The sequence below is a fragment of the Pseudomonas sp. FP597 genome (assembly GCF_030687435.1).
GTDB lineage: Bacteria > Pseudomonadota > Gammaproteobacteria > Pseudomonadales > Pseudomonadaceae > Aquipseudomonas > Aquipseudomonas lactucae.
In genome coordinates this window covers 3,482,383-3,498,494 of sequence record NZ_CP117432.1, presented here as the reverse complement: position 1 = coordinate 3,498,494, position 16,112 = coordinate 3,482,383, and the positions used below count along the sequence as shown (strand labels likewise).

18 protein-coding genes and 1 tRNA gene are annotated in these 16,112 nt (G+C 61.4%); 7 read left to right on the top strand and 12 right to left on the bottom strand.

Translation table 11 applies throughout. The features are described 5' to 3' along the window. Positions 1 to 45: 45 nt before the first annotated feature. From PSH66_RS16045 to PSH66_RS16025, 5 genes are all read right to left on the bottom strand, one after another. Positions 46 to 489: a YqaA family protein gene (locus tag PSH66_RS16045; RefSeq protein ID WP_003174179.1), complete on the bottom strand. Its 444-nt coding sequence runs from the start codon at positions 487 to 489 to the stop codon at positions 46 to 48. A gap of 3 nt (positions 490 to 492) precedes the next feature. Then, positions 493 to 939 carry a DUF411 domain-containing protein gene (locus tag PSH66_RS16040; RefSeq protein WP_305427199.1) on the bottom strand — a complete coding sequence of 149 codons (447 nt, stop codon included), beginning with the start codon at positions 937 to 939 and terminating at the stop codon, positions 493 to 495. Between the two features lie 75 nt (positions 940 to 1,014). After that, complete coding sequence (locus PSH66_RS16035) at positions 1,015 to 1,479, bottom strand: SRPBCC family protein (protein WP_305427198.1); 465 nt, start codon at positions 1,477 to 1,479, stop codon at positions 1,015 to 1,017. A gap of 81 nt (positions 1,480 to 1,560) precedes the next feature. Then, positions 1,561 to 3,555, bottom strand: coding sequence for a methyl-accepting chemotaxis protein (locus PSH66_RS16030; RefSeq protein WP_003174176.1), 1,995 nt, complete (start codon positions 3,553 to 3,555; stop codon positions 1,561 to 1,563). Positions 3,556 to 3,694: 139 nt separating this feature from the next. Continuing rightward, positions 3,695 to 4,690, bottom strand: a complete 996-nt coding sequence (locus PSH66_RS16025) for an aldo/keto reductase (protein ID WP_305427197.1) — start codon at positions 4,688 to 4,690, stop codon at positions 3,695 to 3,697. 115 nt (positions 4,691 to 4,805) lie between these two features. Here PSH66_RS16025 and PSH66_RS16020 point away from each other — a divergent pair, with 115 nt between their 5' ends. Continuing rightward, positions 4,806 to 5,723, top strand: coding sequence for a LysR family transcriptional regulator (locus PSH66_RS16020; RefSeq protein WP_141063914.1), 918 nt, complete (start codon positions 4,806 to 4,808; stop codon positions 5,721 to 5,723). Positions 5,724 to 5,831: 108 nt separating this feature from the next. Then, positions 5,832 to 6,026 (top strand): hypothetical protein, encoded by a 195-nt coding sequence (locus PSH66_RS16015; protein ID WP_003174173.1) that lies wholly within the window; start codon positions 5,832 to 5,834, stop codon positions 6,024 to 6,026. A gap of 1 nt (position 6,027) precedes the next feature. Here PSH66_RS16015 and PSH66_RS16010 read toward each other — a convergent pair whose 3' ends face one another. After that, positions 6,028 to 6,408 carry a fe2+ zn2+ uptake regulation protein gene (locus PSH66_RS16010; protein ID WP_305427196.1) on the bottom strand — a complete coding sequence of 127 codons (381 nt, stop codon included), beginning with the start codon at positions 6,406 to 6,408 and terminating at the stop codon, positions 6,028 to 6,030. A gap of 206 nt (positions 6,409 to 6,614) precedes the next feature. Here PSH66_RS16010 and PSH66_RS16005 point away from each other — a divergent pair, with 206 nt between their 5' ends. Together PSH66_RS16005 and PSH66_RS16000 are read left to right on the top strand one after the other, a co-directional pair. Continuing rightward, on the top strand, positions 6,615 to 6,773 hold the full coding sequence (locus PSH66_RS16005) for a hypothetical protein (RefSeq protein WP_003174171.1): 159 nt from the start codon (positions 6,615 to 6,617) through the stop codon (positions 6,771 to 6,773). A gap of 75 nt (positions 6,774 to 6,848) precedes the next feature. Then, positions 6,849 to 6,922, top strand: a tRNA-Cys gene (locus PSH66_RS16000). A gap of 224 nt (positions 6,923 to 7,146) precedes the next feature. Here the strand turns inward: PSH66_RS16000 and PSH66_RS15995 are convergent. Both PSH66_RS15995 and PSH66_RS15990 read right to left on the bottom strand, forming a co-directional pair. Next, positions 7,147 to 7,392: a hypothetical protein gene (locus tag PSH66_RS15995; RefSeq protein WP_003174170.1), complete on the bottom strand. Its 246-nt coding sequence runs from the start codon at positions 7,390 to 7,392 to the stop codon at positions 7,147 to 7,149. Beyond that, the gene (locus PSH66_RS15990; protein ID WP_305427195.1) at positions 7,393 to 7,929 is read right to left on the bottom strand and encodes a GNAT family N-acetyltransferase; all 537 of its coding nucleotides are present in this window, start codon (positions 7,927 to 7,929) and stop codon (positions 7,393 to 7,395) included. Positions 7,930 to 8,291: 362 nt separating this feature from the next. On the opposite strand from PSH66_RS15990, the gene PSH66_RS15985 reads away from it, so the two are divergent. The 3 genes from PSH66_RS15985 to PSH66_RS15975 all read left to right on the top strand — a co-directional run bounded on the left by PSH66_RS15985 (position 8,292) and on the right by PSH66_RS15975 (position 11,201). Next, positions 8,292 to 8,900, top strand: coding sequence for a LysE family translocator (locus PSH66_RS15985; RefSeq protein ID WP_003174168.1), 609 nt, complete (start codon positions 8,292 to 8,294; stop codon positions 8,898 to 8,900). 342 nt (positions 8,901 to 9,242) lie between these two features. After that, a complete protein-coding gene (locus tag PSH66_RS15980; RefSeq protein WP_305429619.1) occupies positions 9,243 to 10,223 on the top strand; it encodes a GlxA family transcriptional regulator in 981 nt (326 codons plus the stop codon). A 48-nt stretch (positions 10,224 to 10,271) separates the two neighbouring features. Next, a complete protein-coding gene (locus PSH66_RS15975; protein ID WP_003174166.1) occupies positions 10,272 to 11,201 on the top strand; it encodes an ADP-ribosylglycohydrolase family protein in 930 nt (309 codons plus the stop codon). A 119-nt stretch (positions 11,202 to 11,320) separates the two neighbouring features. Here PSH66_RS15975 and PSH66_RS15970 read toward each other — a convergent pair whose 3' ends face one another. The 4 genes from PSH66_RS15970 to PSH66_RS15955 are packed head-to-tail and all read right to left on the bottom strand — an operon-like array spanning position 11,321 to position 16,101. Continuing rightward, complete coding sequence (locus PSH66_RS15970) at positions 11,321 to 12,559, bottom strand: FAD-binding oxidoreductase (protein ID WP_305427194.1); 1,239 nt, start codon at positions 12,557 to 12,559, stop codon at positions 11,321 to 11,323. 3 nt (positions 12,560 to 12,562) lie between these two features. Beyond that, a complete protein-coding gene (locus PSH66_RS15965; protein WP_305427193.1) occupies positions 12,563 to 14,134 on the bottom strand; it encodes an aldehyde dehydrogenase (NADP(+)) in 1,572 nt (523 codons plus the stop codon). A 59-nt stretch (positions 14,135 to 14,193) separates the two neighbouring features. Beyond that, on the bottom strand, positions 14,194 to 15,141 hold the full coding sequence (locus PSH66_RS15960; protein WP_305427192.1) for a dihydrodipicolinate synthase family protein: 948 nt from the start codon (positions 15,139 to 15,141) through the stop codon (positions 14,194 to 14,196). A gap of 33 nt (positions 15,142 to 15,174) precedes the next feature. After that, positions 15,175 to 16,101, bottom strand: coding sequence for a 4-hydroxyproline epimerase (locus PSH66_RS15955; protein ID WP_305427191.1), 927 nt, complete (start codon positions 16,099 to 16,101; stop codon positions 15,175 to 15,177). Positions 16,102 to 16,112: the final 11 nt, after the last annotated feature.

The window sequence follows — 16,112 nt, the reverse complement described above, 5'->3', positions numbered from 1 at the left end:
TTCGACGCTCCGAAAAGGGGGGACTCGGATGCTGTTGACAGAGGATTAACGGGGGATTAACACCCACTGCAAGGTCACGGCAGCAAGCGCGCCGTAGCGTAAACCTTTGGCCAATGTCACCAGCAGCACAAACCGCCACAACGGCTCGCGCATCACGCCCGCCACCAAGGTCAGCGGGTCGCCGATGATCGGCACCCAACTGAGCAACAGCGTCCAGTGCCCCCAGCGCTGGTAATGGTGACGGGCTTTTTCAAGCTGCTTGTCGCTCACCGGGAACCAGCGCCGCGCCTTGAAGTGTTCGACCCAGCGCCCCAGCCACCAATTGACCAGCGAGCCCAGCACATTACCCAGGGTGGCGATGCCCAGCAGCCACCACAGGTTGTAATGCCCACTGAGCAACAGGCCGACCAGCACGGCTTCCGACTGCAGTGGCAGCAGTGTCGCGGCGCCGAAGGCCGCGAGGAAAAGCCCCAGGTACCCCGTCAGCACCGATCAGTGCGCCGGGTATTGCGCCACCACCACATCCTGGCCTTCGCGCGTCAGGCCGATGACTTGATAGGCTTCGCTGCGACCTTCTACCTCCATGCCCGGCGAACCCATGGGCATACCGGGCACGGCGAGGCCCAGCAGGTCATCGCGCTTGCGCAACGCCAGCACCTGTTCAGCGGGTACGTGGCCTTCGACGAATTTGCCGTCGATCACCGCCGTATGGCAAGAACCCAGGCGCGGCGCCACGCCCAGGCGTTGCTTGACCGCGCTCATGTCGGCTTCGACATGGTCGTTGACCTTGAAACCGTTGCTTTGCAGATGGCTGATCCACTTTTTGCAGCAGCCACAGTTGGCGTCGCGATGGACGTCGATGGGGATCAATTCGGCGGCCTGGGCCAGGGTGGTGGTGAACAATGCTGAAAGCAGGGCCAATCGCATTGGGGTTTTCATTGAGTCTTCATCCAATACCGTGCAGTAAGCCCGGCATTCTCCCTGCTTTTATGCGTGAGGCGCAGCGGTAATGTTTCAAATTGATGCGAAGGGTGGGTGTTCCAGGCGGTGCTTGAGCCGGTCCAGCGCAACGGCCGACAGTTGGATCATGCGCTCATGCAGGCTGGCCAATTGCAATTCGGTTTCATAGGTCAGCACACGCTTGAACAGCGTGCCGTCGCTATGTGCTTGCAGGAAATAATGAATCGAGCCGTCGACGGCCAGAGACGTGAAGACGGTCTTGAACTCTTCGGGACGCCGGGCGATCTGTACGCGGTAGCTCATGGGCACGCGGATACCCAGCAGGTCGATCATTTCGGTAAAGCGTGCGCCGACGGGGAGGGAGCCGCCGGCGCCGGTGTCGGCACCGAGGGAAGTGGGGTGCCATTCATGCCAGCGATCCGGTTGGGTCACATAGTCGTAGACAGCCTCGATGGGCGCCTGGATATAGCGTTCCTGACTGACCTGCTCCAAGCGGACCGACTGCTCGACAGCGGGCATGGCACACCTCCTGTGTAGCGACTAGGAGCTGTGAGAATAGTCCGACTCCCGCGCATTGCACGGGAGTCTCCAGGCAATTTTTCAGCGAACTTTGAAGCGGCTCATCAATGCAATCACCCGGCCGTTGGCATCCAGCAGGCTTTGCGTATTGGTTTCAGTGGCATGGCCGCTTTCAACCAGCTCTTCGACCATCTGTCGGATCTGCACCATGCTGCGGTTGATCTCTTCGGTCACTGCGCTTTGTTGTTCGGCGGCGGTGGCGATCTGGGTGCTGAGGTTGTTGATATGGCTCACCGAACCGGCCATTTCATCCAGGCCGGTGTTCACTCGTGCCGTGGCATCCGCCGCCGACTGGCAGCTGGCCTGGGTGTTTTCCATCGCGGCCACCGAAGAGCTCACACCGGTGGTCAGGCGCGCCAGCATCTCGTTGATCTGGGAGGTACTGGCCTGGGTACGTGCCGCCAGGGCGCGCACTTCGTCGGCGACCACCGCAAAGCCGCGACCCTGCTCGCCGGCGCGTGCCGCTTCAATCGCGGCGTTAAGCGCCAACAGGTTGGTCTGCCCGGCAATCGCGCCGATCACGCCCAGGGTCTCGGTGATGCGCGCGGCATCCTGGCGCATGTTTTCCACGGTGTGAGTGGCACTGGCGACTTCGCCGATCAAGGCGCTGACGCTGGTGGACGCTTCGCCTACCACCACCCGGGAGCGGTCGGCATGTTCATTGGCGCGCTGGGTGAACGATGCCGTCTCGGCCGCATTTTGCGCAACGTTGTCGGCGGTGGAGCTCATCTCGGTGATGGCGGTGACGGTCTGGTCGGTTTCCGAGGCGTGGCGCACCAGGATCTGGTTGGTGTGCGCCGAGGTCCGCTGCAATTGCTCAAGCCCCGACGACATGGCGCCGGTGGCCTGGGTCACTTCACCGATCATGTCTTGCAGATAGACGATAAAACGGTTCACCGAATGCCCGATCGCGCCCAGCTCGTCTTCGGCGCGAATGGTGATGCGTCGCGTGAGGTCGGCATCGCCGGTAGACAGCGCGTCGATATTGGCTTTCAGGGTTTTCATACGCTGCACCAACTGGCGGATCGCATACGCCGCCAGCAGCACCAGCATCAGCACCATGGGGATCTGCAACAGGGCCAGGCTGCCGAGCACGTCATCGCGCTGGGCGGTGATCAACGAAGTGGGCAGGGCGGTGGCAAGGAACCACGGCGTGCCTTCGATGGGACGCATGTAGAAGGTGCTGGCCACGCCGCCGTTATCGAATTCACTGCGTTGCAGGCCTTTGTCGCGATTGGCCAGGGCCTGGCTGACCTGGGCGGCAAACGCTGAAGTGGCGGTCAGTTCGCTGATGTTCTTCAACACCACCGGGCTGCTCAGGCGGGTACTGTTGCTGATGATCTTGCCGTCGCCTTCGACGATCAGCATCTGCCCGCCGATGTCTTTTTCCTTGGCGGCCACCAGGTCGTTGAAAAAGCCCAGGGTCACGTCGATGGTGGCCACGCCGTAGGCTGCGCCGTCACGCTGGATCGCCATGGCGCAGTTGGTGCGCGGCTCCTGGCTGGCGTCGTCCTTGTAGGCCGCGGCCCAGGCGCATTGACCGCGCGGGGAGGCGAGGCCGCCCTTGTACCAGCTCTGGTCGTAGTAATTGGGCGCGGGGTCGCTGTTCCAGAAGGTGTTCACGGCCAGCTTGCCCGAGGCATCGCGGTGCCAGAAGGTGCTGTGTTTGTTGCGTCCCGGCGTACGCTGGTTGGGCAACGGCCAGATACCGCCACCGAAGACTTTCAGCTCGCCGTATTGATCGACCAGGCCAGGCAGGACCTTGTCGATGGCGTCACTGTCGAGCAACGGGATGGTTTGGGTGATGGTGCGTTGCTGGGCTTGAACCTTGTTCAGTTCGCCCTTGATCTGTTCGGCCACTTCGGCAATGCGGTTGAGCACCACCTGCTCTTCGGTGTGCCTGAGCGTGGGGGCGACCAACTGGCCGATACCGACGACAGTCAACACCAGCAGCACCAGGACGAACAGCACCAGAAACAGGGTATAGCGGGCTTGGATGGAGCGCAGTGGGGGCATGGGGCCGTCCTTACGAAGCGTTTATTGTCGACGCGGCTTTGTTAGAGCTTCGAAGGGCTATCGGCTTGGCGAGGAGGAGCTTTAGGTACGATGGTGCAGAAAAGACGGAGCGCCGACCAGTGGCGCTCCGACGGCCGTTTCAGATATCCAGCATGGCCAAGACTTCTTCGGGGTAGCGCAGGCCCGCCGTTGCATCGGCGGGGAAAATCGCATCCAGCGCAGCCAACTCTGCGGGGCTGAGGGTGATCGATGTGGCAGCCACGTTTTCTTCCAGGTATTTGCGCTGCTTGGTCCCGGGAATTGGCACGATGTAGTCACCTTGCGCCAACACCCAGGCCAGCGCCAGTTGCCCGGCCGTCACGCCTTTGTCGGCCGCGAGGGTTTGTACCTGCTTTACCAGTTCGAGGTTTTTCGCGAAATTCGCGCCTTGGAAACGTGGGCTGAAGCGGCGGTAGTCATCGGCGCCGAAGTCATCCGGGCTTTTCAGCGCGCCGGTGAGAAAACCCCGGCCTAGTGGGCTGTAGGGTACAAACGCGATACCCAGGCGCTGGCACGTCGCGAGGCAGCCGTTGTATTGCTGGTCACGGCTCCACAACGAATACTCGCTTTGCAGGGCACTGATCGGGTGCACCTTGTGCGCGCGCTCCAGGGTGGCGGCCGAGGCTTCGCTCAGGCCCAGGTAGCGTACTTTGCCCTGCCGCACCAGTTCGGCCATGGCGCCGACGGTTTCTTCGATGGCCACTTCAGGGTCGATGCGGTGTTGGTAGTACAAGTCCAGCGTGTCCACGCCAAGGCGTTGCAAGGTGCCGTTGATGGAATCACGGATGTACTCCGGGCGGCCATTCACCCCGCGCAGCGCCGGGTTGGCCGGGTCGCGCACGATGCCGAACTTGCTCGCCAGGAACACCTGGTCGCGCTTGCCGGCAATGGCTTTACCGATCAGTTGTTCGTTGGTGTGCGGGCCGTACATGTCGGCGGTGTCGAGGAAGTTGACGCCAAGCTCCAATGCGCGGTGCAGGGTGGCGGTGGCTTCAGTGGTGTCGCTGCCTGGCGTATAGAAATCGGTCATGCCCATGCAGCCGAGGCCGATGGCGGAAACAGATGGGCCGTTTTTACCGAGTTGACGAGTGTGCATGGTGTTGCTCCGTGTGAAGTAGGCGCCCATTGTCACGCTCGACAAAACCGGGATAAACAGGCTAAAACCGCTATCACTGTTCATGATTTCTAAATAATAAATGGAGCAATCGTCCTTGGACCGTTTCAATGCGATGCGTGTGTTCACCCGTATTGTCGAGCTGGGCGGGTTCGCCAAGGCGGCTGACAGCCTGCAACTGCCGCGTGCTTCGGTGACTGTCCTGATCAAACAATTGGAGGCGCACCTTGGCGTGCAGTTGTTGCAACGCACGACCCGCCAGGTCAATCCGACGTTGGATGGCGCGGCGTATTACCAGCGTTGCGTGCAGTTGCTGACGGACCTGGAAGAAACCGAAGCGGTGTTTTCCACCAGCCGGCGCAACCCGCGAGGTACGCTGAGCATTGATATGCCGTCGGGCATCGGCCGTTTTCTGGTGATTCCCGCATTGCCGACGTTCACTGCGCGTTACCCGCAGATCGAGTTGGAAATCGGCCTGAACGACCGTCCGGTCGACCTGATTCGTGAAGGGGTGGACTGCGTACTGCGCGGTGGCCTGGCGCTGGATGAATCACTGGTGGCGCGGCCATTGGCGATGATGGACCAACTGACCCTGGCCAGCCCCGACTACCTCGAGCGCATGGGCACGCCCGCCACGCTCGATGACCTGGCCGGGCACAGCATGGTGGAGTATGTCTCCACTGTCAGCGGCAAGCGTTTTGGCCTGGAGTTTCAGCTGGCCGGCGAGCTGCGCGCGGTCAACCTGGCGAAAAGGGTGGCGGTGAACAGCTCCGATGGTTATCTCGCCGCCTGCCAGGCCGGGTATGGGTTGATCCAAGCGCCGTATTATCACGCGATCCAGGAGCTGGCACAGGGCACCCTGGTGGAAGTACTGCCGCAACTGGCCGTGCCTAAGATGGCGCTGACCGCGCTGTACCCGCCGCACCGCCAGTTGTCACAGCGGGTGCGGGTGTTCGTCGATTGGCTGGTGGAGTTGTGCGCGCGGCCGGACAGTGGTTTGCAGCGTCGGGCCTGACAGGCGTGCCTTCGGCGTCACGCTCAATCGCAATGTCGTAGGAGCCAAAGTGTTTTCCCGCCTGTAATATGCGGTCCGGCTACTTTCTTAAGGTTCAGGAACCCCGTCATGACTCAAAAGCAACGCTTGAAATACTCGATTCTGATCTCCCTGGTGGTACTGGGCTCGATGTTCGGCCTGTCCTACCTGCAGAACACCGGGGTAATCAGCGAAAAAACCTTCCAGTACATCGCTATTGCGATTGCTGTCGTGGTGGTGGTGATCAACGGCATCATGCGCCGCAAGGTCAAGCCGACCCTCTGAATCAGGCGCGACCTTCGAGTACCTTGGCGGCCTCTTCATGGAGGCTGTAGCTTTTATCGGCATTGAGGGTGATCACGCCCTCACTGCACAGACGCTTGAGCACCTCGCGCACGCTGAGAAACGACAACGGGATGCCCAGCTCCAGCAGATGGCTGTGCACCCCGCGCACCCCGAGGGTGCGCTGGTTGTCGGCAGCGGTGAGCAGGGCGTCGATGACCTTCAGCCGGATCAGGCTGGTGCGCAAACCAAAATACTTGAGCAAATGCCGAATGCGCTGGTTGCCCTGCTGCTCGGGCGACTGCTCGAGCGCGTGCGCGTCGCGGCCGAAATGGGTATCGGCGGCCGCTGAATGTCCTTCCTTGGGCACTGTCGGGTTGTACATGCAAAACTCCTTATCAGAGCCTGATCAGGAAAATGATGGCGCTCTTATGAAATAAGACGAACGAGCGAGCGAAATCATGAAGTGCCGGATGTAGAAATTTTGTCGGTATCGGTTTTGTCACACAGGCAACGGGCTGGATAAGCCGTGCTCGGCGCTGAATTTTCCTTGGTTGTTCGCGCTCAACCGGCGGGGCGGATGCGCCGGAAATGGCCGACGATCAAGGAATAGGGCAGGCACGCAACCCCTTGATGCCAAGGCGAAATATTTTTGAAATCAAGGGGTTGCAGGCAAAAGCAAATGAGTACATAATGGCGCCCATCGAACGCATTGAGGCATTAAAAACTTCAATGTATTCAATGAGTTAGAGTAGAGGCAGGGTTTTACCGCCCACTCAAGTTTTTATGCGGTGAATGTCAGCGGCAGGGGCATTGATCGTTTGAGGCCGAGTAGCAAAATGGTTATGCAGCGGATTGCAAATCCGCCTACGCCGGTTCGATTCCGACCTCGGCCTCCACTCTTGAAAACCCCGTAGATTAGCGTCTACGGGGTTTTTTATTGGCTGTGATTTGGTCATCACTTCCGCAACTTTGCGGGCCGCGAAGCGACCCTCGCTCTTTGTTTACAAAGAGTGGGACTGCTGCGCAGTCCAACGGGAGCAAGCTCCCTCGCCACAGGTACAGTGTTCGTCGTTAACTGACTGACATCAGGGCAAGCCCGCTCCTAAAGTTGTGGGTTTGACTACAACCGGGTAATGCGCTGGGACTTGGCCTCACCGGCGTACACTGCCAGTTTTTCCTGCTGCGCTGCCAGCAACCCAGCCATCTTGAGCAACGCCGCCGTCTCGCTGGGCGTCTTGCCATTGGCCGCAATGGCGGTCAGCTCAACCACCGACCAACCGATGATCGCTGCCGCATCCTCCAGGTCGTAAAACAGTTCCTGCTGCGCGGTTCTGGGGCCGTCAAGGCCCTGTATCAGCTTTTTCATTTACTGCTCCGCTTGGCGCTGATTCAGTTCAAGGCCCATGACAACCATTCCGATTTGCGCGAGGTCCGTACTGAACGGAATCTCACCGATCGGGCGAAACCCAAACCCTTGGTAAAACCGTTGAGCGTGTGAATTGCTCTTGAGCACGTCCAGCCACAGCAAGTGCTCGCCACGCTGCACCGCCTGGTCGCAGATAAACTGCAAAAGCTGCTTACCGTAGCCCCGTCCTGCGGCAGATTTGAGGAAGTAGATTTTTTGCAGCTCTGCGCCCGCTTCTCCGGTGATGGGTGCGGGTGTGGACCAGTTGACCTTGGAGAAACCAAGAGGTGTGCCATCTTCGTCTGAGGCGATAAGCCACGAATGACAGTCGGGAAGGTCAAGCGATCGGCTGAGTGAGTCGCTTGAGAAGTCCTGCGAGAGAAAGTCCTGCATGCCTGCGGGAGACCACAATGTCGAAAAATGCTCCCGGTAGGTCTCGCAGCCGACTGCGCGCAAGGTGTCGAGATCGGCTTCAGTCGCCGCACGAATGTTGATCATGTTTATCTCCGATTGATTCGCGCGATGCACTGATGTGTACCCACTACAACACAAACCCAACCAGGACGTTACCCGCGTTGAGCAATAGGCGAAAACGCGGCCGGCCCTGCACAATGGCCTGCCTGTTTTTTGCCTGCGATAAATCCCGCACAAAGAAAAGCCCGCGTTGGGGAGCGCGGGCTAAAGGGGATGTTCACTAGGAGCTGCATTCACCTTAGGCGCTCGTCTGTGAAAGGTTTGTGAAAGCCCCTCAACTATTTATCGAAGAAGTGTATGCCTTGATTCGACCCTGGCTGTATGGGCCATCGGGCGACATAACCTACTACTGTCGCAGGCATATCTAAGCGTTTGGGTGCGCCATCATGTTTATGTCCAGCAGTCTGCTCTCGGCCTTTGTGCTGTTCGCCTTCGTGTCTTCGATCACGCCAGGTCCCAATAACACCATGCTGCTGGCTTCGGGGGTGAACTTCGGGTTCCGCCGCTCGATGCCCCATGCGCTGGGGATCAGTATCGGGTTCATGCTGCTGGTGATTTCAGTCGGCCTGGGGCTGGGGGAAGTGTTCAAGGTGTTCCCTTGGGCCTATACGGTGTTGCGCTATGTCGGAGCGGCGTATTTGCTGTACCTGGCGTGGAAGATCGCCACGGCGGCGGGCATGTCCGACAGCAACGATGAGCACGCAAAACCGATGACCTTTCTGGGCGCGGCAGCGTTCCAGTGGGTGAACCCCAAGGCCTGGATCATGGCGTTGGGCGCCATCACCACTTACACGCCGGCCGAGGGGTATGTCACTAACGTGCTGGTGATCGCTCTGGTCTTTGCCGTGGTGAACCTGCCCAGTGTGTGCGTGTGGGCGGGCTGTGGCAGCGGCCTGCGCAATGTACTGCGCGAGCCGCGCTGGCTGAGGCTGTTCAATGGGGTGATGGCCGGTTTGCTGGTGTTGTCGCTGTATCCGATGTTGTTTGCCGGCTAAGCGCTAGACCGGCGAGATGGTCGCCAGCAGGCCGATGCCGATGGTCAGTACCAGAAAACCGAACAGGAAGAGTGCCATCTTGGTCATGTCGCCTCCGAGGGGAAGGGGAGTGGGAATAGGGTTATTGTCCGCCTCGATGGCATTTCAATACAGACGCAGGTAACAAAGAAAAAGCCGTATCAGATGGCCTCGCAACTGTTCTGCGGCGGGCCTTGGGCGTTTGTCTGTGCTTCAGGATCAGCGCCTGAGACAGCCGCCGCTTTTACCCCTAAGATGACGCCCACTGCATCAACAATAAGAGTGGGCCAACCCTCGATGGAAAGACGTCAATTCAGTGGCGGCATGAAAGGCAAAAACCTGCGCTACCTCAATGAAACCTCGCAGCCGACGTCGGTGACCCGCGTCGGCTTCCTGTTGCTCGAACATTTTTCCCTGCCTGCGTTCACCCAGACCCTCGACACCCTGGTCACCGCCAACCTGCTGCGTCCCGAGCTGTTCGCTTCGCGCACCTTCGGTTGGGACGACGGTGAAGTCATCAGCGACCTGGGCCTGGTGATTCGCCCGGATGCGCGTCTGGATGCGGTTGCGCTGCAAGACCTGGAACTGCTGGTCATCTGCGGCGGTTTTCGTACCGAACTCAAGGCCAGCGATGGTTTCATCCACTTGCTGCATAACGCAGCCGAACAGGATATCCACCTGGCCGGGCTGTGGAACGGAGCCTGGTTCCTCGGCCGCGCCGGCCTGCTGCAGGACTATCGCTGTGCGATTCACCCGGAACATCGCCCGGCGCTGGCCGAAGTGTCCAAGGCCACCCACGTCACCAGCGAACCTTATGTGATCGACCGCGACCGCCTGACCGCTTCAAGCCCATCCGGTGCGTTCCATATGGCGCTGGATTGGATCAAGAGCCTGCACGGTAAGGCCCTGGTCGAAGGCATTGAAGATATCCTGGCTTTCGAAGAGTCGCGCTACCGGCGCATCAAGCCCACCGAAAACGTCAGCGTCAGCGCGCCCCTGCGCGAAGTGGTGAAGCTGATGGACGCAAACCTCGAGGAGCCGCTGGAACTGGACCAACTGGCCGTCTACGCCGGACGCTCGCGCCGGCAGTTGGAGCGCTTGTTCAAGGAGCAACTGGGCACCACGCCGCAGCGTTACTACATGGAACTGCGCGTCACCGAGGCCCGTCGGTTGTTGCAACACACCGAGCTGTCGCAGGTGGAAGTGCTGGTGGCGTGCGGGTTTGTGTCGCCGAGTCATTTCAGCAAGTGCTATAGCTCGTATTTCGGATATCGCCCCTCCAAAGAGAAGCGGTTGGTCAAGTAAGGTGGTGGCTGACGCCGGTATAGCGGCATGACTTTTCAAGGAGGACAGATGTCTCTTACGTTTTCGGATCGTTATCGCGGCAGCCTGCTGGGCTTGGCCTGCGGCGATGCAGTCGGTACCACTGTCGAGTTCATGCCACGTGGCGCCTTCACGCCGCTTACCGACATGGTCGGAGGAGGGCCATTCAACCTTAAGCCAGGCCAGTGGACAGACGACACCTCGATGGCGCTGTGTCTCGCGGAAAGTCTGGTGCAAAAAGGTGGTTTTGACGCAAGGGATCAGATGGCGCGATATCTGAACTGGTGGAAATGGGGCTACCTGAGCTCCACCGGTGATTGTTTTGATATCGGCCTGACGGTTCGCCAGGCGCTGGCGACCTTTGAGGCCACTGGCGATCCGTTTGCAGGTTCAACGCACCCGTATTCGGCCGGCAATGGTTCGATGATGCGTCTGGCGCCGGTGGTGCTGTTTTACTTTCCAGACATTGAAAATATCCGCACATTCACGCTCCAGAGTTCGCGAACTACCCACGCGGCGCAAGAGGCGCTCGAATGTTGTCTGGTGCTTGCGCAAGCGATCAGCAATGCGCTGCGCGGGGATTCGAAGGACGAGGTGTTGCGTTTTTGCAGCACAGAACTGTCTGAGCCCAAAGTGATCGCCATCGCGCGCGGTGAGTATCGCGCTAAGTCGATGGATGAGATTAATGGAACAGGGTATTCGGTCGCATCTTTGGAAGCGGCCTTGTGGTGTTTCCATCACACGGGCAGTTTTGCCGAGGCGGTGCTTGCAGCGGCAAACCTGGGTGATGACGCTGATACTACCGCAGCGATCGTCGGGCAATTGGCTGGAGCTTACTATGGGGCTCACGCTATTCCTGATGCTTGGATAAGCAAACTGTGCATGCAGGATGAAATCGAGGGAATGGCTGATGCGCTATTGAGCGCTAGCGCAAACCCTGTGGGAGCGCACGAGCTTTAGCGAGGCCGCGATGGCGGAGTGTCAGGCGATAAATAGGTTGGCAATGCCGCCGCCATCGCAGCCTCGCCGGGGCTCGACAGCTCCCACATCTGCATCAGCCGCTCAGCTGTCCCCCTTGTTCAAAAACGATCCAGTCGATACCGCCCAGGCTCCGGTAAATCCGTGCCGGTCGACACCAGTTGCCCGATCCTTTCCGCCGTCACCGCCGCCTGCGTCAATCCCAGGTGCTGATGCCCGAACGCAAGTAACACCTTTCCCTCACACACCCGATCAATCACCGGCAGTGAATCCGGCAGCGAGGGTCTGAAACCCATCCACGGCGTGGCGCCTTGCGGGTTCAGGTCTTCACCAAACAACCCCTTGCTCAACCGATGCAACTGCCAGGCGCGGGCCATGTTCGCCGGACGGTCAAGGCCGGCGAATTCCACGGTGCCGGCCAGGCGCAGGCCGCCGGTCATGGGGGTCATGATGAACTTGCGTTCAAACGAGGTGACGGCAAACGGCAGGCGCTGATGTTCATGGGGCAGCATCAGGTGGTACCCGCGTTCGGTGTCCAGCGGGATTTTTTTACCAGTCAGGGCCGACGTGAGCCTGGCCGAATGGGCGCCGCAGGCGATCAGCACCTGGCGCGCGGTGAGCTGGCCCTGGTCGGTGCTCAATACCACGCCCTCAGCGTCAACCCGGGCATCGCGCACCTGGCGCGTGAGAAATTGCACACCGCTGGCTTTGGCTGCCTCCACCAGTTCGCAGAGTGTCTGGTAAGGATCGAGAAAGTGACCCGTCGCCGGGAAAAACAGCCCACCCTGGATCTGCTCGCTCAACTGCGGCGCGGCCTTGCGCACGGCTTCGGCGGACCAGAAATCCACCGGCACACGCTGTTGCCACATGCGCTGTTGCAGGGCCTCCAGGGCGGGGCGCGAGTCCGCTCGCTCGAACACCAGCAGCGAGCCGTCTTCGTGCAGCAGCCCCGGCCGATCAATGCTGGCCAACAAGCGCCGCCAGGCGCCGAGGCTATCTTCATTGAGCGCGCGAATACCCGCGACGGTGCGTTGGTAGCGGGCCGGGCGCAGGTTCAGCAACAGGCGGACAAACCAGGGCAGAGCACGGGGCAGGTATTTCCAGTCCAGGCGCAGCGGGCCCATGGGGTCCAATAGCATCGCGGGCAAGCGCTTGAGGATTGACAGGTCGGCAATGGGAAACACCTGTTCGGTCGCCAGGTGCCCAGCGTTGCCATAGGAGGCCCCCATTCCCGGCTCCTGCTGGTCGAGCACCACGACGTGCCGGCCCTGGCGCGCCAACTGCAAGGCGCAGGCGACGCCGATAATACCGGCGCCGACCACGACGAAATCTTCGGCCATGGCCTATGCCTCCCTCTGGCCGTCGAGCAAGCGCCGCAGCAGCAACGGGTTGCCGTGCTGGAGCGCCTCGGGCAACAACGCATCCGGGAAGTCCTGGTAGCACACCGGACGCAGGAAGCGCTGGATGGCGGCCGTGCCCACCGAGGTGCTGCGTGAGTCCGATGTGGCGGGGTAGGGCCCGCCATGGACCATGGCGTCACACACTTCCACCCCGGTCGGCCAACCGTTCACGAGCAGGCGGCCGGCCTTGCGTTCAAGTACGGGCAACAGCGCTCTGGCGCTGGACACGTCGTCTGCATCCAGATGCAGGGTCGCGGTGAGCTGGCCTTCCAGGTGCTCGGACACCCGGCGGACTTCGTCGGCATCCGCGCACTGCACAATCAACGAGGCCGCACCGAACACTTCGGCCTGCAATTGCTCATTGCCCAGGAACGCGCTGGCCTGAGTCACGAACAGATGCGCCTGGCCCTGATTGGGGCCGTCGGCCGCCAAGCCTTTCGCAGCGAGGTGGGCGTGTTCGCTCAATGCGCTGATACCCGCGGCATAGGCACTGAAGATGCCGGGGGTGAGCATGGTTTGCGCGGCGCAGTGCGGCAGTTGTTCGCGGGCGGCACTGATGAAGCGATCCAGGCCGCGCCCTTGAATGGCAATCACCAATCCGGGGTTGGTGCAGAACTGGCCCGCGCCTTGGGTCAATGACGTCATAAACCCTTGAGCGAGCGCTTCAGCCCGCGCCTCCAACGCTGCGGGAAACAGGTACACCGGGTTGATCGAGCTCATCTCCGCATACACCGGGATCGGTTCCGGCCGCGCTTGCGCCGCCTGGGTCAGCGCGATGCCGCCTCTGCGCGAGCCGGTAAAACCCACGGCCTTGATGCGTGGATCGCTGACCAGTGCCACACCGAGTGCGTAGCCGCTGTCGTAGAGCAGAGAAAACACCCCATCCGGCAAGCCGCAGGTCTTGACCGCCAACGCCACGGCCCGGCCAACCAGCTCACTGGTACCTGGGTGGGCGCCATGGGCCTTGACGATGACCGGGCAACCGGCGGCCAGCGCCGAGGCGGTATCGCCGCCGGCCACGGAAAACGCCAGCGGGAAGTTGCTGGCCCCAAACACCGCCACCGGCCCCAGCGCGATGTGGCGCTGACGCAGATCACCACGGGGCAGCGGCTGGCGCTCGGGCTGGGCGCTGTCGACGCGAACATCCAGCCATTCGCCGGCGCGGACGGTGCGTGCAAAGGTACGCAATTGCCCGCAGGTACGCCCGCGTTCGCCCTGGATACGTGGGCGTGGCAGGCCGGTTTCGGCGACGGCGCGCTCGATCAACTCATCGCCCAGGGCCTCGATCTGCGTGGCGATGGTCTCGAGAAACGTGGCGCGCACCTCCAGCGAGGTTTCGCGGTAGCTATCAAACGCCGCCCACGCCAAGGCGCAGGCCTGTTCGACATGCTCGGCGCCGCCACCGGCGTAGGCCGGTTCCAGGGGCTCGCCGGTGGTGGGGTTGATGGCTCGGATCGCTTCGCGATTGCCGCTGAGGGAGTGCTGACCGATCAGCATCGTGCCCGTCAAAGTCATGGGGTCGTCCTGAAAAAAGAGGGTGGGCCGCTGTGAACCGCACAGCGGCGCTTAAACAGTCAGTCGACGTTCTGCTCGGTCGACCAGTTGGCGTACCACTGGCGGAACAGCGCGTACTGGGTCTCGGCATACCGGCGCTGGGCGTCGCTGAGCACGTCGGTTTCATTGAAGTGCAGCTCGTAGCCCTTGTCGCCATTGAGCACCATCAAGTGCTTGTAATACAGCACCAGGTCGCAGCCTTCATCGAACGACGACAGCACTGCCAGCGCAGCCTCCAGCTCCCGCGCCTGGCGCCGGGCCTTGGCATCGCCCTTGGCCGCCTGTTTGCTCAGGGCCACCAGTTGCAGCACTTCGCGCGGCAACGCATTGCCGATGCCGGTGATGGCGCCGGTGGCGTTGCAGTTGACGAAGCCGTGCACCACCTGAGTGTCGACGCCGACCATCAGGGTCACGTTATCGTCCTGGGAGGTGATGTGTTCGGCGGCGTAGCGCAGGTCGGCACCACCGCCGAACTCCTTGAAGCCGATCAGGTTCGAGTGTTCGCGGCGCAGTTCGAAGAACAGATCGGCGCGGGTGGCGAAGCCGTAGTACGGGCTGTTGTAGATCACGGCCGGCAGGTCAGGGGCGGCCTTGAGGATCGCCGAGAAGTGCGCCTTTTGCGCGGTCGCCGAAGCACCCCGGGACAGCACGCGTGGAATCACCATCAGGCCGTGGGCACCAACCTTGGCCGCATGGGCTGCATGGGCCACCGCTTCGCGGCTGTTCACCGCACCGGTACCGACGATGGTCGGCACGCCGGCCGCCACCAGGCGTGCCACGCCTTCCTGGCGCTCGGCCTCGCTGAGCAACGGCCAGTCACCCATGGAGCCGCAATACACCACGGCGCTCATGCCGATATCGATCAACTCGCGGCCCTTGGCGACCAGTGCATCGAAGTCCGGCTTGCGCGCGGCGGTGCAAGGGGTCATCAGCGCGGGGATGCAACCGGTGAAGATGTTGTCGCTCATGGTTCTAACTCCGTTCAATCAAAGAGAGGGGGCTCAAATGCCCCAGGCAAAAGGGTCTTGCTCGTCGATCAGCAAAGTGCTGTCGGCGGTCATGTAGGCGCGGCCGGTAATCGAGGGGATGACGCGTTCGCCGTCCCACTCGAAACGGCCTTCGAACTGGCTGCCGGTGATGCTGGCCTGTACCCAGGTTTCACCCTCGGCCAGTTTGCCGTCGGCGGCCAGGCATGCCAGTTTGGCGCTGGTGCCGGTGCCGCAGGGGGAGCGGTCGTAGGCCTTGCCGGGGCACATTACGAAGTTGCGGCTGTCGGCGTGGGCATCGTCGGCGAACAGTTCGATATGGTCGATCAGCGCACCGTCCGCGCCACCGATGCCCTGATCTTCCAGGGCCTTGAGCATCGCCCAGGTGTAATCGGTGAGGGCGTCGACATGATTCATGTCCAGCGTCTTGCCATGCTCGGACACCAGGAAAAACCAGTTACCGCCCCAGGCAATATCGCCATGCACCGTGCCATGGCCAGGCACCTGCACCGGCACATGCTGGCGATAGCGATAGGCGGGCACGTTGCGCAGGGTGACGGCTCCATCTTCGTGCAAGGTGGCCGCCACCGAGCCCACCGGGGTGTCGAGGGTATGCACGCCGGGTTGGATGCGCCCCAAGTGGTGCAACGATGCGATCAGGCCGATGGTGCCGTGGCCGCACATGCCCAGGTAACCGGCGTTGTTGAAGAAGATCACCCCGCAGGTGGCCCCCGGCGTGACAGGCGCGCAGTACAGCGCGCCGACCAGCACATCGTTGCCACGCGGTTCCAGCAGGCAGGCGCGGCGCCATTGATCGTGCTCGGTGCGCAGGGTGTCGAGCTGGTCGGCGATGGTCGCGCCCTTGAGGTCGGGGAATCCGTCCAGTACCAGGCGCGTGGGTTCGCCGCCGGTGTGGGAGTCGATCACATGCAGTCGCTTCATAACGAGCTCCA

Bases quoted from the DNA above. Each gene is read 5' to 3' on its own strand.
- PSH66_RS16040 (WP_305427199.1), bottom strand. From the start codon at position 939: ATGAAAACCCCAATGCGATTGGCCCTGCTTTCAGCATTGTTCACCACC.
- PSH66_RS16035 (WP_305427198.1), bottom strand. From the start codon at position 1,479: ATGCCCGCTGTCGAGCAGTCGGTCCGCTTGGAGCAGGTCAGTCAGGAA.
- PSH66_RS16030 (WP_003174176.1), bottom strand. From the start codon at position 3,555: ATGCCCCCACTGCGCTCCATCCAAGCCCGCTATACCCTGTTTCTGGTG.
- PSH66_RS16025 (WP_305427197.1), bottom strand. From the start codon at position 4,690: ATGCACACTCGTCAACTCGGTAAAAACGGCCCATCTGTTTCCGCCATC.
- PSH66_RS16015 (WP_003174173.1), top strand. From the start codon at position 5,832: ATGACTCAAAAGCAACGCTTGAAATACTCGATTCTGATCTCCCTGGTG.
- PSH66_RS16010 (WP_305427196.1), bottom strand. From the start codon at position 6,408: ATGTACAACCCGACAGTGCCCAAGGAAGGACATTCAGCGGCCGCCGAT.
- PSH66_RS16005 (WP_003174171.1), top strand. From the start codon at position 6,615: ATGGCCGACGATCAAGGAATAGGGCAGGCACGCAACCCCTTGATGCCA.
- PSH66_RS15995 (WP_003174170.1), bottom strand. From the start codon at position 7,392: ATGAAAAAGCTGATACAGGGCCTTGACGGCCCCAGAACCGCGCAGCAG.
- PSH66_RS15990 (WP_305427195.1), bottom strand. From the start codon at position 7,929: ATGATCAACATTCGTGCGGCGACTGAAGCCGATCTCGACACCTTGCGC.
- PSH66_RS15985 (WP_003174168.1), top strand. From the start codon at position 8,292: ATGTTTATGTCCAGCAGTCTGCTCTCGGCCTTTGTGCTGTTCGCCTTC.
- PSH66_RS15980 (WP_305429619.1), top strand. From the start codon at position 9,243: ATGAAAGGCAAAAACCTGCGCTACCTCAATGAAACCTCGCAGCCGACG.
- PSH66_RS15975 (WP_003174166.1), top strand. From the start codon at position 10,272: ATGTCTCTTACGTTTTCGGATCGTTATCGCGGCAGCCTGCTGGGCTTG.
- PSH66_RS15970 (WP_305427194.1), bottom strand. From the start codon at position 12,559: ATGGCCGAAGATTTCGTCGTGGTCGGCGCCGGTATTATCGGCGTCGCC.
- PSH66_RS15965 (WP_305427193.1), bottom strand. From the start codon at position 14,134: ATGACTTTGACGGGCACGATGCTGATCGGTCAGCACTCCCTCAGCGGC.
- PSH66_RS15960 (WP_305427192.1), bottom strand. From the start codon at position 15,141: ATGAGCGACAACATCTTCACCGGTTGCATCCCCGCGCTGATGACCCCT.
- PSH66_RS15955 (WP_305427191.1), bottom strand. From the start codon at position 16,101: ATGAAGCGACTGCATGTGATCGACTCCCACACCGGCGGCGAACCCACG.